Annotated in this window: 9 protein-coding genes; 6 read left to right on the top strand and 3 right to left on the bottom strand. The window is 51.8% G+C overall.

What is annotated here, in order from left to right:
* Positions 1-134 precede the first annotated feature (134 nt).
* Positions 135-1163 (bottom strand): LacI family DNA-binding transcriptional regulator, encoded by a 1029-nt coding sequence (locus ACXYMU_RS13945; RefSeq protein WP_458987016.1) that lies wholly within the window; start codon positions 1161-1163, stop codon positions 135-137.
* A gap of 223 nt (positions 1164-1386) precedes the next feature.
* On the opposite strand from ACXYMU_RS13945, the gene ACXYMU_RS13940 reads away from it, so the two are divergent.
* The 3 genes from ACXYMU_RS13940 to xylE are packed head-to-tail and all read left to right on the top strand — an operon-like array spanning position 1387 to position 5711.
* A complete protein-coding gene (locus tag ACXYMU_RS13940) occupies positions 1387-2871 on the top strand; it encodes a xylulokinase (protein ID WP_458987015.1) in 1485 nt (494 codons plus the stop codon).
* 27 nt (positions 2872-2898) lie between these two features.
* The gene (gene xylA / locus ACXYMU_RS13935; RefSeq protein WP_458987014.1) at positions 2899-4230 is read left to right on the top strand and encodes a xylose isomerase; all 1332 of its coding nucleotides are present in this window, start codon (positions 2899-2901) and stop codon (positions 4228-4230) included.
* Positions 4231-4268: 38 nt separating this feature from the next.
* Positions 4269-5711 carry a D-xylose transporter XylE gene (gene xylE, locus ACXYMU_RS13930; RefSeq protein ID WP_458987013.1) on the top strand — a complete coding sequence of 481 codons (1443 nt, stop codon included), beginning with the start codon at positions 4269-4271 and terminating at the stop codon, positions 5709-5711.
* A 572-nt stretch (positions 5712-6283) separates the two neighbouring features.
* On the opposite strand, the gene ACXYMU_RS13925 is transcribed toward xylE, so the two are convergent.
* Entirely contained in the window at positions 6284-9013 is a 2730-nt protein-coding gene (locus ACXYMU_RS13925; protein WP_458987012.1) for a S8 family serine peptidase, read from the bottom strand.
* Between the two features lie 612 nt (positions 9014-9625).
* Between ACXYMU_RS13925 and ACXYMU_RS13920 the strand changes: the two genes are divergently transcribed.
* The 3 genes from ACXYMU_RS13920 to ACXYMU_RS13910 all read left to right on the top strand — a co-directional run bounded on the left by ACXYMU_RS13920 (position 9626) and on the right by ACXYMU_RS13910 (position 14146).
* Entirely contained in the window at positions 9626-10336 is a 711-nt protein-coding gene (locus ACXYMU_RS13920) for an SGNH/GDSL hydrolase family protein (protein WP_458987011.1), read from the top strand.
* Positions 10337-10491: 155 nt separating this feature from the next.
* Complete coding sequence (locus tag ACXYMU_RS13915) at positions 10492-11262, top strand: ThuA domain-containing protein (protein ID WP_458987010.1); 771 nt, start codon at positions 10492-10494, stop codon at positions 11260-11262.
* Positions 11263-11551: 289 nt separating this feature from the next.
* Entirely contained in the window at positions 11552-14146 is a 2595-nt protein-coding gene (locus ACXYMU_RS13910; RefSeq protein ID WP_458987009.1) for a TonB-dependent receptor, read from the top strand.
* A 115-nt stretch (positions 14147-14261) separates the two neighbouring features.
* Here ACXYMU_RS13910 and ACXYMU_RS13905 read toward each other — a convergent pair whose 3' ends face one another.
* Positions 14262-17927, bottom strand: coding sequence for a malectin domain-containing carbohydrate-binding protein (locus ACXYMU_RS13905; RefSeq protein WP_458987008.1), 3666 nt, complete (start codon positions 17925-17927; stop codon positions 14262-14264).
* Positions 17928-18533 lie beyond the last annotated feature (606 nt).

The following is an 18533-nucleotide window of genomic DNA, read 5'->3' as shown; positions in this document are numbered from 1 at the left end:
CAAGCCACGTGGGGTAAAAAAGCATGCCGAATGCAGGGAATCATCTATTGAAGACGGCTCTTGCATTCGGCATGCGTTTTTACAGCTTTTAAAGTTCGCCGCTTTGTTTGTTAAGTAGATGGAAGTTGGAAAGACTAAGAGGCCGTTGACCGTTGCGTGGAGGCCCTGACTACCAGTTGCGGGTCAAGCACGACGCGTTTGGGCTGGCTGGTAGGCAAACTCTCAGAGCGCAGCACTTTCAGGAACAACTCGGCTGCTTCTTCTCCCATAAGGAGCGTCTGCTGGTCAACAGACGAGAGGCCGGGGGTTACGAGCGCGGCAAACGACTCATTGGCAAAACCAATTACCCCGACATCCTCGGGCACTCGCACCTGATAGGCGAGCAGTTGCTGCAGCGCACCCATAGCTGTAAAGTCCTCCAGCGCGAAAACAGCATCGAAATCAACCATTCGTTCTGTTAGCTCCCGGATGCACTGGCGGCCAAATTCAAGCGAGAAGTCCCCGTAGATGATGAGACTTTCGTCCACGGACAAGCCATACTGTTTTAGGGCGTCGACATACCCCCGAAGGCGCTCCGTGAAGATGCTTAATGATTGCCTGGCAGTGATATGCACGATGCGCTTATACCCCTGCCTGATCAGGTGCTCGGTTGCCATAAAGCCTCCTTTGTAATCGTTGATGGTAACAGAGGGAACCTGCAGTGACGCCACGGCCCGGTCGAAGAATAGCAGCGGAGTGCGCCGCCGCTGGATTTCGGCAAAGTGCTCGTAATCGGTTGTCTCTTTGGCTACGGAAGCGATAATGCCGGACACCCTGGAGTTAAGGAAAGTCTCGATCCCTTTCTTTTCACTTTCAAACGCCTCATTAGACTGGTACAGCAGGATGCTATAGCCGTTCTGATTCATGATCTTCTCCACGCCATGCACCACGGAGCCGAAAAAGGTGACATCCAGGCTGGGCACGATGATGCCCACCGTGTTACTTTGGCCGGAACGGAGGGAAGAGGCCAGCTTGTTCTGGCGGTAGCCGAGGCGCTGCGCCGTTTCGCGCACTGCTTTCTTGGTGGCATCGCTGATGGCAGGGTTGTCGTTCAGGGCACGGGCTACTGTCGAGAACGCAATGTTCAGCTCGTTGGCGATATCATGTATGGTGACTTTTTTCAACGGCTTTGGCTCAGGTGGATACGGGAAAGGGCAAATGTAAAACTTCTTTCTATATATGGGTAGCAAAAACAAGCGCAATTGCTTTCTCTAGAAAGAATAAGTAAAAGAACGCTTGTGAATATAAAGAAAAGTCTACAAATTTATGCCAACGTTGGCATTTGATACCCTACCCTTTAAAAGGACTTCTTTTTCAGGATCATAGTAATTAGAAAGCACTAGAAATATGTTGTTATTAGGAATAGATATAGGCACTTCATCCATCAAAGTATCGGTTGTGGATGCGGAGTCGCAGCAAACGGTTGCCGCCGCACAGTACCCCGACACCGAATCGGCCATCACCTCGCTGCAACCGGGTTGGGCCGAGCAGTCGCCGGAAATGTGGTGGGAGCATGCGCAAAAGGCTATCCGCAAGGCAAATGCAAGCGGCAAGTATAACCCGCAGGACATTGGCGCTATCGGTATCGCGTACCAAATGCACGGCCTGGTGGTAGTGGACGAAGCCCAGCAGGTGCTGCGCGATTCCATCATCTGGTGCGATAGCCGTGCCGTGGAGATCGGAAACCAGGCTTTCGACGCCATCGGGCACGAGAAAAGCCTGTCGCATTTGCTCAATTCACCGGGCAACTTCACCGCTTCCAAACTGGCTTGGGTGAAGGAGAATGAGCCGGGTACTTACAACCGCATCTACAAGGTGATGCTCCCTGGCGATTTCATCGCGATGAAACTGACCGGCGAGATCACTACCAGCCCGTCAGCGCTTTCAGAAGGCGTGTTCTGGGATTTCCAGGAGGATGCCTTGTCGGAGGATGTGATCCAGCATTTTAAGTTTGAGAAGTCGCTGATACCCGAAGTGAAGCCTGTGTTCTCGGAGCACGGCAATCTGAAGCCGGAGCTGGCCGGAGAGCTAGGCCTGAAGGCAGGTATACCGGTGACGTACAAATCCGGGGACCAACCCAACAATGCCCTGTCTTTGAACGTGTTGAAGCCCGGCGAGGTGGCAGCCACAGCAGGTACCTCCGGGGTGATTTACGGTGTGAGCGACCAACTGGTGTATGATCAACAGTCCAGGGTCAACACGTTTGCCCACGTAAACCACTCCACCAACGAGAAGCGCGTGGGCGTGTTGCTGTGCATCAACGGCACAGGCATCATGAACAGCTGGTCGAAACATAACATTGGCACTGGCCTGGATTACGCGGAAATGAACGAGGCTGCCCAGCGAGTGAAAATAGGCAGCGACGGACTGCGCATTTTGCCTTTCGGAAACGGCGCAGAGCGCATGCTCAACAACAAGATTGTAGGCGCGCACTTCCATAACATCGACTTAAACTTGCACACCCAGGCGCACATTTTCCGGGCAGTGCAGGAGGGAATCGTGTTTGCCTTCCGGTATGGCCTCGACATCATGCGCGAGAACGGGATGAACCCACAGGTGATCCGGGCGGGGCAGGCCAACCTGTTCCTGAGCCCACTGTTTGCGCAGGCCTTTGTGGACGCGACCAACGTGCCGGTGGAACTATACCAGAACGATGGCAGCGTAGGAGCCGCTTTAGGCGCCGGTATAGGTGCCAGGGTGTTTCACTCACCGGAGGAGGCCTTCAGCCAATTTAACCCTGTGAAACTGATTGAGCCGCAGGCATCGGCACTATATGAACCCATTTACCAGGAGTGGAGAGCACTGCTGCTGGATCAATTAAATAAAAAATAAAATCACGAATCATTAAATATCAAAAAAATGGCAAATCCACTGATAGGAGAAAAGGAATTTTTCAAAGGAATAGGACAGATCAAGTTCGAGGGGCTGGAGTCCGACAACCCGCTGGCATACCGCTGGTACGATGAAAACCGCGTTGTGGCGGGTAAAACGCTGAAGGAGCATTTACGCTTTGCGGTGGCTTACTGGCACTCGTTCAACGCAGACGGTGCAGACCCTTTCGGAGGCGCGACCCTGAAGTTTGCCTGGGATGAGAAATCCGATGCGGTTGAGCGTGCGAAGGACAAAATGGATGCGGCTTTTGAATTCATCACCAAGATGAACATGCCTTATTATTGCTTCCACGATGTGGACGTGGTAGACTATACAAACGATATCAACGAAAACGAGCGCCGCCTGCAGGCTTTGGTAGAGTATGCCAAGCAGAAGCAGCAAGAGAGCGGCGTGAAGCTACTTTGGGGCACAGCCAATGTGTTCTCGCATAGCCGCTACATGAACGGCGCCTCTACCAACCCGGATTTCCATGTGCTGTCGCATGCCGGCGCGCAGGTAAAGGCCGCTTTGGATGCCACGATCGCTTTGGGCGGTGAGAACTACGTGTTCTGGGGTGGACGCGAGGGCTACATGAGCCTGCTGAACACCGACATGAAGCGCGAGCAGGAGCACCTGGCCCGCTTCCTGCACACGGCTAAAGACTATGCCCGCAAAAATGGCTTTAAAGGTAACTTCTTCATTGAGCCAAAGCCAATGGAGCCAACCAAGCACCAGTACGACTACGACTCTGCCACAGTGATCGGCTTCCTGCGCAAGTACGACCTGTTGGAGGACTTCAAGATCAACATCGAGGTGAACCACGCGACATTGGCCGGCCATACCTTCCAGCACGAGTTGCAGGTGGCGGCAGACGCTGGTCTGTTAGGCTCTATCGATGCGAACCGCGGTGACTACCAGAACGGATGGGATACCGACCAGTTCCCGAACAACATCACCGAAGTAACCGAGGCGATGCTGGTGTTCCTGGAGGCCGGTGGCCTGCAAGGCGGGGGTATAAACTTCGATGCGAAAATCAGAAGAAACTCTACCGACCCAGCAGACCTGTTCTATGCACACATCGGCGGAGCCGACACGTTTGCCCGTGGCCTGATCACGGCGGACAAGATTCTTCAGAACTCTGACTACAAGAAAGTGCGTGAGGAGCGTTATGCCTCTTTCGACAGTGGCCAGGGCAAAGCCTTCGAAGCCGGAGAGCTTTCTTTGGAAGACCTGCGCCAGTATGCCGTTGACAACGGTGAGCCGGAAGTGAAGAGCGGACGCCAGGAGTACCTGGAGAACGTGATCAACCGTTACATTTAAGTCACTAATATCTTTAGTACACCCTTTTCCTGTTACTTGTGATAAAGAACGAAAAAGAAACGGCGGGACAAAACATTCCCTACATTGCCGGTATTACGCTGATTGCCACGTTGGGTGGCTTGCTCTTTGGGTATGATACTGCCGTTATATCAGGCGCTGAGCGCTCCGTGCAACTATATTTGGTAGATAGCCTGGGGCTTAGCACCTGGGTACATGGGGCTACTATTTCCAGTGCCCTGATTGGATGTATTATAGGCGGTGCCATTTCAGGTGTTTTCGCATCAGGTATAGGCCGGAAAAACACTTTGATCATTGCGGCCTTCCTGTTTTTCTTGTCTGCTCTTGGGTCAGGTTACCCGGAGTTTTTGTTCTTCAATGAGGGCGAGCCTACTATAGGCTTGCTCTACATGTTCAACTTTTACAGGATAATAGGTGGAATAGGGGTTGGTCTGGCCTCCGCTGTAGTGCCAGTATACATTGGCGAGATAGCCCCGGCGAACATGCGTGGCCGGCTGGTTTCTTTAAATCAGTTTGCCATCATCTTCGGAATGCTGGTGGTTTATTTTGTAAACTGGGGAATTGCCAGCGGGGAGTCAGTGGAGTGGCTGAATAACGTAGGCTGGAGAAGGATGTTCCTTTCGGAAGCGATTCCGGCAGGCCTGTTCGGGGGGTTGCTGTTCTTTGTTCCTGAAACGCCAAGATACCTAAGCATGGCAGGCAGAGATGAAGAAGCCCTGCAAATCCTGACAAAAGTGAATGGTGGACACCGTGCGAGGGAAATCCTTTCAGAAATCAAGAACACGGTGGAGCATCATTCAGGCAAACTGCTTTCTTATGGAAAGACTGTTATTGTGATAGGTGTTTTGCTTTCTGTTTTCCAGCAGTTTGTGGGAATTAACGTTGCCTTGTACTATGCGCCGCGAATCTTCGAAAGTATGGGAGCCGGTAAAGACGCTTCTCTGCTGCAAACCGTGGTAATGGGGGTTATCAACGTAATCTTTACCGTTGTGGCCATTCTCACTGTAGATAGATGGGGTAGAAAACCGCTGTTGATGGTGGGCTCCATTGGTATGGCAGTGGGTATGTTTGCCATTGCCGGCCTTGCCTACTATGAGATTATCGGTATCGGCACGCTGGTATTCATTATTATCTACACGGCGTCTTTCATGATGTCGTGGGGACCGATTTGCTGGGTATTGATATCGGAAATATTTCCAAATAAAATCAGGGGTAAAGCGGTGGCTGTTGCCGTTGCGGCACAGTGGGCAGCTAACTTCTTCATATCAGCAACCTATCCGTCGATGATGGAATTTAGTGGGGCAGCTACGTACGGCTTCTATGGTCTGATGAGCCTCCTGTCCTTCCTGTTTGTATGGAAGATGATTCCTGAAACGAAAGGAAAGTCCCTTGAGGAAATGGAGCAACTCTGGAAAGGGAAGTCTGACCGGGTACCGGAACCAAATGCAATTGCTGGTAGATAAGTATTCTAAGTTTGCATAAACCTAAAGAAAAGGCTCTCTATTACAGAGAGCCTTTTCTTTTTTTTGAGGTTGTACCATTTATCGCTAAAGCCCTATCCATAGCATATGATCGTACCAATGTTTTCTAAGCTGCCGTAGCTATACCCATCCAGTGCCAACTCGCCTAATGATCCATCTTATCTGTCTTTCCTCTCTAGGCCGAGAGGCCCAGTCTTTCCATTAAGCGCTGTGTAACTGAAGCTGCCCTCGCTCTTCTCATGCTGCCTCGCTGCGCTCAGCACCGCAACATTTACGAGGCGCTCAACGACAAGACTGGAAATAGATTTACTTCGTGCTAACGGATTTCATTGATAGGTAATAGAGGCAAAGCCTTAACGATGGGAAAGGCCCATTTTATATGAAACAGCAGGTTCCCTCCTTAGACAAGGAGGGGTAGGGGTGGTGGTTGGACCCTGTAAAATCGAAAAAAAAGGGTTCTTTGGAAAGGGATTAATGGAAAGAGTATCATAAAAAAGAGAGGCTGCCTCATTTCTGAAGCAGCCTCTCTTTTATGTAGTTTGAGGATAACTCGCTTAGCGCGTCAGCACCATTCTGTTAGAATAAGTCTTGTTGCCAGCGCTGATGCGGTAGAGGTAAGTACCGGCTGGCAAGTTGCCTGCATTGAACTTCACCTTGTGCGTACCAGCCGCCTGCTTCTCAGATACCAGCGTGTTCACTTTCTTGCCCAGTACATCAAACACTTCCACCGTCACGAAGCCATCCTGCGCTACAGCATAGCTAATAGTGGTAGCGCCGGAGAACGGGTTCGGGTAAGTGAAGTTCTCAGCCCACTGCGTGCCGGTTGCCTGCAAGCTAGAAGAACTGCTTGTGGCCAATGGCTGCGCCAGAGAAGACCAGCTGCCGTAAGTGCGTGTTGCGATCACGGCAAAATCGGCGCGGGTTACACTTTGAGTTGGCTTGAAAGTGGCATGCAGAGTCGGCTGCAAGTCATAAGGCCCTTGCGTTACAGCGTAGAAGGCATTGATCAGGCCCATATCCAGGGCCACGCTTACATAGCCTTCCAGACCTGCCGGGATGTCCTTGGCATCATCTACAGCAATGCTCTTGCCATTCACCTGTACCGTTACGGCTTTTCCGTTACGCTTCAGTGCTTCTTCCTGCAAACCGAGGCTCTGTACAAGCGAGTATGCAACCTCTGATCTGTTCACGCTTCCGCTTAGGTTAAACTTGTCGCCTGTAGCCAGCATCACGCCGTTTAAGGCTTGGTTACGGTCGCGCAGGGCAGCACCTTTCGTTGTAACAGATTCTGCCAGTAGCAACTCGTTTCCGCTCACGTCTTTGAAAGTAGCAGCACCAGAGGTAGGCACGTATTGGCGAACCGCCTGGCCCATCATCAGGTACTCAGCCAGCTGTATGCGCTTCAGCAACTCATCCGGCTTAAAGCTGCCGTTGCTCAGGCCATCTGCCAAACGCGAGCTTACAGCCATCTTGATAGAGCCCTCCGCCGGGTGGCCGGCAATATCATTCAGGCCAGTGGCGCCGGTTAGTTTAAGAGAGGTCAACGTTGCAGTGACTTTTTCGGCCAAGGCAACACCGTTTAAGCCTTGCACGCGCATCTGCCAGGTACCTGCCATCGGGGAGGCCACTGCCACGCTGCGGTCGGTGTAAAGCGCGAAGGCAACCGGAATACCTGCACGGTACTCTTTGCCATCCGGGCTAACCAGTGCAAGCGTAATCGGGTTACCTGTCAGGCCAAACTCGCCCCCAGCAGTGATTTTTGCTTCGATGCTGGAAGTCCCCTCAGATACAAAGAAGGTTTTAGTGTTGTCAGCAGTCAGGATAGGCTTATAATCGATCACGAAAGACTCTTTTACAGTGGCCGTGTTGATGTTGCTGTTAAACTTGCGGGTCATGTTCAGGTATGGCCCGAAAGAAGTGCTTCTGTAGATATGGTCTACGGCGGCATACGCGTTCACGTAACCTGCACCCACTTCCCAAGACTCATAGTTCGGCATGTTAGTGGCCGTCGCCTGGATGATAGACTTTACCTGCGCAGGGGTCAGCGATGGATTAGCCTCCAGCATCAGGGCAATGACACCAGCAGTGTGCGGTGTTGCCATGGAAGTACCGCTCATGTGAGCATAGAATGGTACGTGTGCTGGCTCCAGGTTCTCTACATCCTGATCGATGGCCAGGGTAGAAACCGGGGCGATTACTCTGGTAGACACGATGTCCACGCCAGGAGCTACGATCGTTGGTCTGTTCTCATACGTCCAGGTCTCACCATCGATAGAGAACGTGCCGCCCTCGTTTTTCACGCCACGAGAAGAGAAGCCAGCCAAACGGCCATACTTGTCGCCGGCACCCACCGAGATTACCCAAGGGGCAATGGCGTATGGGTTGTGCGTATCAGATCCCGGGCCGTCGTTACCTGCCGCGAACACAGATACAATACCACGGTCAAATGCTTTTTTAGAAGCAATGTTAACGGGGTTGGTCGGGTTAAACTTGCCAGATGTACCCCATGAGTTACTGATTACGCGGATACCATACTGGAACTGGTGGGTCAGGGCATAGTCGTAACCACCAATGGCATCCAGGATAAACAGCGCGCCTCCAGAGCCATAACCGATCAGCTGTGCACCGGGGGCGGCACCTTCGTACAAGCCGCTTGACCTGGCACCGTTGCCTCCCACGCTACCTGCGCAATGCGTCCCGTGGCCAGAGTTGGTGTCGGTGTTCGGCACGTTTTCGATATAGGTTACTGGCAGCATGCCGTCCACACCGTTCAGGTTAGTAGTACCCATAACGTTCTGAACCAGGTGCGTGCCCAGCTTAATATCGTCGTGCGTGCCGTCTACACCGCTGTCGTTGATCATCACGCCAATGCCCTTGCCAGATACAGGAAGGCCATTGTTGCGGGCTGTCATCACTTTATCGCCACGCAGTCTTCTTACACCGGTCAGGTTCGTGCCGTTGTAGTTCTGGTAAGTCAGTTGCTTGTTCAGGAAAACCGAAAGTACCGCAGGGTTGTTCGCCAGCGCATCTACCTGGGCCGCTGTAGCCAGCACACCTGCTATAGGCAATGAGCTGAAAGAAATTCCTTTGGTAATGCCTAAGTTGCTCAGTAAGGATAGGTTAGCAGGCGATGGAGCGCCGTCGCCCTTGAATGTAACGACAACACTCACGGGAGTGGTAGCGCTTTGTAACCGCTGTTGCAGCTCAGTGTCTACCACAGCCTGGGCAAACGCATTGGTCGCCAGCAAGCACAAAGCAGTAAAACAAGTAATGATTAACTTCATAGGTGAGAGTTTTTAAAGGTTTTACATGAAATGGTATTAGGGGTAATCGGTACTGTAAAGTAAGATTGCAATGGCTTGTTTTAGTATAGCACATTTCCGGTGTGTCGCTAGTGCCTAAAATAGCCGCTGTTCAGTCAATGAGTACTTCAACGAGGCTGTTTTTGTGTTAGTTGCACGTGTTTTAGCCTGGTCGTGATACTTCAGTTTAATGCATTTGGTGCATTTATAATTTGGGATATTGCAAGAACAAAAGAACCAGTGCTAATAAAAAGGAAAGATATGTTTCGGAAGTAACTAGTATTTTTTTTAGTAAAAATTATAGATACTATATCTAGGAAGCCTGTTTTTCTGATTGTCTAGTAGACGTATTATGTATGTTTACCTTATGTTAGCCGCAGGTAACATTTTAGATTTTGGATTTATATCAAATAGCAGGTATAAAAAGTGAATGCTATCCCGGCATTGATGCTGGAATCGGGTTTGAATTTTTTTTCTGTCAACGGTAAAAAACTTTTGGCTTGACCTCTGAGCAGACATTAGCAGGGAATCTGAGGTGTTCCAATCTGCTTGGGCACGGAATTAGTATGTATAGAAAACCACCAACTAGCAGCTATGTCTCAAAGCTTAATTCTTGCCATGCTGTTTTTGCTGAGCACCGCCCTTGCTGGCTGCCAGCAGGACGACCCTGAACCAAATATCAACACGCCAGCAACCAGCACCGCAACGTATACCTACCTGGCCCTCGGCGACTCTTACACAATAGGCCAAAGCGTGCCCGTTGCCGACCAATGGGGCATGCAACTGGCTGACCTTCTTCGGAAGGATGGACTGGATATCAGCAACCCCACAACGATCGCCCGCACCGGCTGGACGACTTCTGAACTGGCGAAGGCGATCGAAGAAGCCAATCTCACTCCAACCTTCGATCTGGTGACGCTGCTCATCGGGGTGAACAACCAATATCGGGGGCAATCACTGGCTACTTACCGGACAGAGTTCAGTGCGTTGCTACAAACCTCTATCAGGTTAGCGGAATGCAAGCCAAAGCAAGTACTCGTATTGTCTATACCCGATTGGGGTGCCACGCCTTTCGGGAGCGGGAATAACAAGCAGCGGATTGCAGGGGAAATAGATGCCTTTAATGCGGCTGCAAAAGATATCACGCAAGAGGCGGGCGTAACTTTTATCAATATCACCCCTTTGACGCGCGAATTCGGGAACGACCCATCCTACCTGGCCAGCGACGGGCTGCACTACTCGGGTAAAATGCACCGGGAGTGGGCACTTTTAGCTTTGCCGAAAGCGAAGGAAGCGCTGCAGTAGCAGTTTGAGGCTGATGTTGCTTGATGGAGTACAGGGGGCTTTACAAGGTTTAAGGGGTATGGCCAGTGGCGTACCTTAAAACTAGCTGTGTGATCTCTTTTATATGATGGCGGAAAAGTTTAAGTTTAGTTACAATTAAACTTAAACTTTTATCTATGAAGAAACATGTCCTTTTATATGGCCTTGGGTTACTCTTTGCCTTTGGTTCGCAATCCTGTTCCAGCCCTTCCGCCAAATCAACAGCACCCCTTGCCACAGAAGCTGCTGCTGATAATGCGCGGATATTGGTCTTTTCCAAAACCAGCGGCTATTACCACGAGTCCATATCGGATGGAATAGCGGCGATCCAGAAACTAGGCGCTGAGCACCAGGTGCAGGTAGACACCACTAAAAATTCCGCTTACTTTCACCCGGACTCTTTGGCGCGTTATAAAGCGGTCGTCTTCCTGAGCACAACCCAGGATGTGCTCAACCCCACGCAGCAAACCGCTTTTGAGCAATATATAAAAGGTGGGGGAGGATACGCCGGCATACATGCCGCCGCCGATACCGAGTACGACTGGCCCTGGTATAATAAGCTAGTGGGTGCTTATTTCCTGAGCCACCCCAAGCAGCAACAAGCCACGGTTCGGGTGCAGAACAAGGACCATGTTTCGACCAGCCACTTACCTGATGAGTGGGTGTACTTCGATGAGTGGTATAATTACAAAGACATCAACCCGGAAGTTAACGTGTTGGCTACTCTGGACGAGACGACATACGAAGGAGGTAAGAACGGTGACAATCACCCCATCGTCTGGTACCATGCCTTTGACGGAGGCCGCGCTTTTTACACCGGCCTTGGCCATACCAAGGAAAGCTATACCAATCCCCTGTTCGTGAAGCACCTGTGGGGAGGCATCACTTACGCCATGGGGCAGCAATAAGGTTTGGGTATTACAACCAGTTTAAAGGAGTATGGCTAAGGCGATACTCCTTTTTTTGTGTTCCACGGGTAACTCTTGCCAGCTGTCATGTGGGAGTAGAGGTCGAATAACTATAAAAGGGCGTGTTTTCGGTAGTAGCTGGGAGTATGTATTGGAGTTTAGCCATTAATCATCTTGAGCAGAACATAGTTTTCTGCAAGCCTGTATAGAAGGTATATTATATGGACTTATTGTATTAATTGCATTTTTGTAGAGTGATGAGGCTTTATTTAACAAAAATTTTAAGACTATGAGGAAAATTTTACAGACAAAAGATGTGCTCTTGCTGCTCATCGCTTTTGTGCTTTCCTGCGGGAATACGGCTTGGGCACAAACAGCTAGCACCGTTAGAGGCCGTGTAACGGGTGCTGGTGGCGAGGCACTCCCTGGAGTGTCGGTAGCTGTGAAAGGCACCAACACAGGTATGGCCACCGATAACACAGGCGGTTATCAGTTGCAGTACACGGAGCCCAACGCGGTGCTGGTATTCAGTTATGTGGGCTATGACAAGCAAGAGGTGGCTATCAGTGGCCGGAATACGATTAACGTGGTGTTGCAGGAAGCATCACAGAAATTGCAGGACGTGGTGATTGTGGGCTCGCGGAGCCATAACCGCTCTGCCACCGAAACGCCCGTGGCCGTGGACATCATACCGATCCGGGATGTGATCACGACGGCGGGGCAATTGGATGTGAACCAGTTGCTGCAGTATGTGGCGCCGTCCTTCAACACTAACCGCCAGTCTGGCTCAGACGGTAGCGACAGTGTGGATCCGGCTACCTTGCGTGGTCTCGGCCCGGACCAAACGCTGGTACTGGTAAACGGCAAGAGAAGGCACCAGTCTTCCCTGATCAACATTTTCGGTACGCGCGGACGCGGCAACACAGGCACCGACCTGAACACCATCCCGGCCTCAGCCATTGAGCGGATTGAGGTGCTGCGCGATGGCGCCAGTGCCCAGTATGGTTCCGACGCGATTGCCGGTGTAATCAACATCGTGCTCAAGTCCAGTGTGGAGGAGTTTACCGGAAGCATCAACACGGGTATCACCCAGGAAGGCGATGGCGAGAACCTGCAGATCAGCGGCAACTATGGCTTTAAACTGGCCGAGAAGGGGTTTGCCAACATGACGGTAGACTACCTGAACCGTAACAGGACAAACCGCCCCGCCGACCCGGAAGTATATGACATTTACCGTCGCCAGTTCGGAGACGCCAAGTCAAACAACTTCTCTTTCGTGTTCAACTCCGAGCTGCCAGCCAGCGAGAAGGGCACTTTTTACGCCTTCGGTGGCTTTAACTTCCGCGATACCGACTCCTATGCCTGGACGCGTGAGGCCAACAGCAACCGCAATATACCGGCCATCTACCCAAACGGCTTTGACCCGCGCATCCAGACCAAGATCGTGGACAAGTCTGTATCAGCAGGCTTCAGGAGCAAGCTGAAGGAGTGGGACATAGACTTGAATAACACCTTTGGCTCCAACCGCTTTCATTACATCATCGACGGCACCCTGAATGCGTCTTTGCTGGAGCAGTCGCCGACACGCTTCGATGCCGGTGGCTTCGGACTCACGCAGAACACGACCGGGCTGAACTTCTCGCGCTACTTCGGTAATCTGCTGGCAGGCTCCAACGTGGCCTTCGGTACCGAGTACCGCATCGAGAACTATGAGATATTTGCCGGCGAGGAAGCCTCCTACCGTAATTACGGGATCATAGACAGCGTAGTAAACGGGCGTATACGTCAGTTTAACGTGCTGGGCAGGGCTGGTGGCTCGCAGGGGTTCCCGGGTTTCCGCCCGGAGAACGAGCTGACGGAGTTCCGCTCCAACATCGGCGTTTACCTCGATTCGGAGTTTGACATCACCAAGGATTTTATGGTGACCGCAGCAGCCCGTTATGAGCGGTACAGCGATTTTGGGGGAATCCTGAACGGGAAGCTGGCCTCGCGCTTTGCATTCTCCGACAACCTGGCCATCCGGGGCTCGATCAGCACTGGCTTCCGGGCCCCATCGCTGGCGCAGGTATACTTCAACACCTCCTTCACTGACTTTGTGGGCGGCCTGCCTATAGAAAAAGTGATTGCCCGAAACAACAGCCCGCTCACCCGCAAACTCGGTATCCCGGCGCTTAAGCAGGAAGAGGCTGTGAACGGTAGCCTTGGCTTTACGGGCAGTTTCCGGAGCTTTACCGCCACCGTGGACGGATACTACGTGCACATCAAGGACCGCATTGTGCTGACAGGTGCCTTCGAGGACACAGACCCGGACATCGGCCAGGACCTGCAGGACCTTGGGGTTAGCGCAGCGCAGTTCTTTACGAATGCGGTAGATACCAAGACCCTTGGCGTGGATGTAATCCTGACATACTCGAAGGTGTTTGCCCCAAGCAACGTCCTGAATGTGAGCTTCGCCGGTAATTTCAATGAAATGAAACTGGGTGAGATACACACCAGCCCACGTTTGGCTGGGAAGGAAGACACCTATTTTGGCGAGCGTGAGCAGTTCTTCCTGAGAGCAAGCGCCCCGGAGAGCAAGATGAACCTGATCCTCGACCACAAGCTGAAAGACTGGAACTTTAACGTGAAGTTCATCCGCTTCGGCAAAGTTGAGTTGATCGACTGGACAGGGGAGAAGGATGTGTATGACCCGAAGATCACAACGGACGTAGCCATCAACAGAAAGCTGACCAACAACATCAGCCTGACAGTGGGTGCCGTGAACCTCTTCGATGCCTACCCAACGCAACAAGACACCGAAACGGAGTCAGGTGGCCTTTGGGATCCGGTTCAGATGGGCTTTAACGGCGCATTTTACTACGGCCGCTTAAGGTTTACCTTCTAACCTATCCTCATAAATCACTGCTTCCTGCCGAAGCAGCGAACACTGGTTAAAAACAAAGGCTGCCCTACATCGAGTGGGGCAGCCTTTGTTTTGGGTATGGCCTTTCATCAATAACCTACCATTCGATTACGAACATCTTTGTTTTGACGATGGCGTTTGACTGTGCTGTAACAATGTACAAACCGGGCGGCAAAGAAGAGCTTCGTGTCATTTTCTGTAGTGGTAAATGGTGGTTGCCATTAGCATCAGCAATCACCTTTTCTTCGAATAACGTGCGTCCCGAAATGTCTGCCACGCTAATTTTTATAGCCGCCTGCCTGCTAAATCCACGCAGTTCAATGAACGCCACCGGGCCAGTTGCCGGGTTCGGGTATACCTGTAGCGTGGCCTCTGTGTCACCCGAAAATTCCTCTTTATTAGTTGGCAGCGATGGCATGCTTTGTAAGCTAGCCGTGCTACTCAGTTGTGGGATAAGCTCGATGGCTGATATGATGGCATTGTTGTTCACACTGATAAAGTCAATGGTCAAGATGCCATCCAGCACAGCCACATTATTGAAAGTCTTCACGATTGCTTTTCCCGCGCCGTCCTGAGAATAAATGTCATAGTTGCTTATGACACGCTTACCTTCCAGGTCTACATGAAATACCCGGGCACCTGTCAAATTGTATGTTTTGCCGCCAGGCGCACCATAGTATGGCTCCAGGAAATGAAGTTTCACGGTGAAGTTTTTTGATTCGGGGGCAGGTATATGATAACTGAAATTGGCGCCTTGTGAGGCAAATCTGTACTTTAAGTATAACTGATCGTCCGTCGTACCAGCCACATCAAAGGATTTCGACCCGATTACTCCTCCTGTTGAGTAGACATCCTCGTTCCAGGTGCGCTGTTGCGTGTCTATATATTTTGGCCCTCCTGCGTTAATAAGGTTTTTGTTGGTAACGGTGGGGGCACCTGATTCATCAACCCGCAGCAACGTTATCCTAGGCCTTCCGTCCCCGTTCCCATCAAAATACTCAGACAGGTATAGGTTTCCCGTCGCAACATCCTCAATGATATCCAAAGGGTTGGCGAAAGGGCGGCGGAAACCAGGTATCAGGCTGCCTTCCACTGCACGGATGATATCCTTGCTTGTGCCACCTGGTTCCAAAAGCATCACATCATCTCCACCACTAAACCGGCAAACCAACATTTTCCCTTTGAGTTTCCCGCTGAAGGTGCTGCTCTTGTATTCAATAATGCCGTTTGGAGAGATATTCAAACCGAAATCGTAAGCCCATCCACGGAAATTGGGCTCTTTAGGGGTGCCAACTGGATAACCGTACTCTTTGCCATTTATAGTCCATACAATCTCTGCAGGGTCCTCTTGTGAGGTCGGATTGCCACCATTCAGGATGTACTCATTGCGTAGTACGTTCGGATGCCCATAATACCCTCCTTTCACAACTCTGTACAGGTAATCACCTTGCGTGTCCCGTACATCTTTCATGGCTGGTACCGTTGGTCCGGTATAGGCTTGACCGTTAGACCATATAGCGCCTGACAAAAGCGCAGGCGTATTGCCGCCAGCAGCAGAACCGTTGGTTGGCACATAGAGTTGCCCATTGGTGTGCCATACCAGGTCGTAGGCATTTCGCAAACCTGTCGCATATAGCGTGAGGGGTGCGTTGGTTGCATAAGGGTTATAGCTACCTCCCGCCTCTGTTTTTACATCGATCGGTAATGCGAGGAGGTTGGCTTTTGCAATATCAAGCCTTAAGATGGTTGCCGATAAAAGCCTTTCCGGCCTGTCTCCCCACGCTAAACTCGGTGAACCCATGGCTGTATTACTACCACATGTAAAGTATAAGGCACCATCAGGGCCAAAGTCAATCGAAAAAACAGAATGATCTTTGTAGGAGCGTGGCAGGTTAATGAGGTAGTCCTTGACTTGCGGACTTGAAGGGTTATTCAGGTTGATCCTGGAAAGTTGCCCTGACCAGTCTGGCGCCGCCAGAAACTCCGGTGAAGAATGGGTTATCCAGGCCACCAGGTTACTGGCATTTGCTCCCGGATCGAATCGTAGCCCTACCAACAAGCGCCTTGATGTGCCAAAAGGTGAAATGGTCACATGGTTAGCAAGTGTACCGTCCGACCGGATATCCCATCGTTCTATCTTGCCCCCGGAGGTGGTGGCATAGAGTTTCCGGTCAGGGCCAATCACCAACGTAGTGAAGCCGTCGCTTCCAAAGTCATTGTCTATCAAAACCTGCTCTTTAAACGCTACTCCGCTTAAGTCGGCAGGGAGTTGTGGCGAACTGGAGGTTGTCGTGAACCTGGACACGAATGGGATCATGGCATATCCGTTCAGATCTTTCACCTGAGCCGATATAGAAAACTCATACGTAGTGCCAGCAGCTAAACTAGCTGTAAGCGTTATTGCGTCTCCGGCAGCAGTGGAATTCACGGACGTTCCGGTTACCTCTGTTTTGATACTGCCTGAAACAGTATGTAATTTAACTGTATTGGTATTGACGGTATTTCCATCCAGGGAGGCACCACTCGGGAACATCAGATCAACTGATACAGATTTATCCAATGCTACGTTTGTTGCTCCATCGGCAGGGCGAACAGCAGTCACATAGGGCCTGAGTGATTCTGACGTACTAGGCTTGGTGACGGAGAAATCATCGAAGGTATAGGTGACGGGTGTGCTGCCGTTTCGGTGAGTGGCGAAGATGCCCGCGTGTGCTGTGGAGGAGGTGATGCCCATGCCTGAGATGCTCAGCGGCGCGCCCACGCTCTGCTCGGCCCCGCCGTTGAGGGAGTAGAACCCCTCTGCGGTTGCGCTGCCGGGGTCGATGAGCATGCGGAGCCTCACCGTTGCGGAGCTGATGCCTGCGATAGCCCCGGTGAGGCGCTGGTCCGAGGAGGGGGAGGCGTCGTTGGTCTCGCGCCTGAGCTCTACCTTGCCGCCCACCGCCACCAGCTTGAGGTAGGTCTTGTCGTTGAGCCCGAACCAGAGGCCGGCCTGCTGGCTGCCCGTTCCGCTGTAGGGGCTGACCACGGTGACGGCCGCGTTTAGCCTGGCGCGGGAGTCCACGCGCACGCCCAGGGTGTTAAGCTGGTTGTTGTTGGTGAGCCAGGCGATGCCCTTGTTTGTGGTGAGCTGGAGGCGGCCGCCGGAGAGCGAGAGCCTGGCCGGCTCGTGTCCGGGGAGGCTGGGGTTGGCGGGGCTGCCGTCCTCTGGGTGGCGTGCGCCGGAGTAGGCGTCGACCAGGGTGAAGCCTGTTCCGGCGCTGCTTTTGTCAGGGACGGTTCCGCTGACCGGGCCCGAGAAGCTGAGGCTGAAGGGCAGGGCCACCTGCAGCTGGTCGCAGGGCATGGGGCTGAGGAGTGGGCAGCCCGTGCCGGAGGGTGATGTGACGGCAGTGGCCTTGGCGATGACGAAGTAGTTGGTGGAGGACCCCGAGGCCGGGCTGGCCAGGTTGCCGCCTAATACAACCTGCCCGGCGGGGAATACCTTGCTGTAGAGGTCCATGTTGCCGACCTTACTGTCATTTACACGTACTGTTTCCGGTAGCTTCTGCCAGCCACTGAGCCAGGCGGGCAGCGCCGTGGCGAGGGGGTCGTAGGCCACATACACGGCGGCCTCCTGGCTTAGGCTGAAGGAAAGCAGGTTAGTGCTCGTGTTTCTCTTGTCGCTGTTAGGCGTGCGGATGAGGGAGGCACCGGCCAGAGCCGCTGGCACAGCCGTTATTTCATACGTACGGTCAGTGTAGTGCAGTGCTCCTACCGCCAATGTAGTGAGCGCATAACTCTTGTTACTGTTAGAAGCCAGGTTGCCAACAAGTCCTGAAAATGATTGTATACCCCTTGTTATAGGAGCGAGGCTTGTCAGATTAACAGGATGCAGGCGTCTTTGGAAGGCTTGGGTTAAGTGAAGAGCCAAATCCTTGTTGTTGGACACCAAGCCTTTGGGAATAATGGAATTATAGCTGTTTGGGTTTGCAAAACACGTAGTGTTTTGCAAGACATTGGAAATGCTTAAATAGCTGTCAGATCCATGTTTTGCTGTTATTAAAGCTTTTCCTAATGCATTTGCTGCCAATGTGTTTTGTTCCGAGCAATGGGATATAGCAATATCTAAAACATGCTGGGTTGGTTTATGTAGACTGGTTGCCGATACTGAGAAAGTGTTTGATACAGATAATATCAAAACAGCTAGCCACACCCACTCAACTCGAATCAAGGGCTGCTTGATGGTATAAGGTGAAATCATTGTAGTAAGTAATAGGTAGTAGGGTTTTCTTTCAGGTAGGGTTAAGTTGCGCGTATTGGTAGGGTATACCAGATGGGGAGCCAGCTTATTAGGGTTACAAGATGCTGTGTTTCCTATGTAATGGGT

Source organism: Pontibacter sp. CAU 1760, from assembly GCF_054482735.1.
Note: the sequence above shows the minus strand (reverse complement) of the source record. Positions and strands in the feature narration are given on the sequence as shown.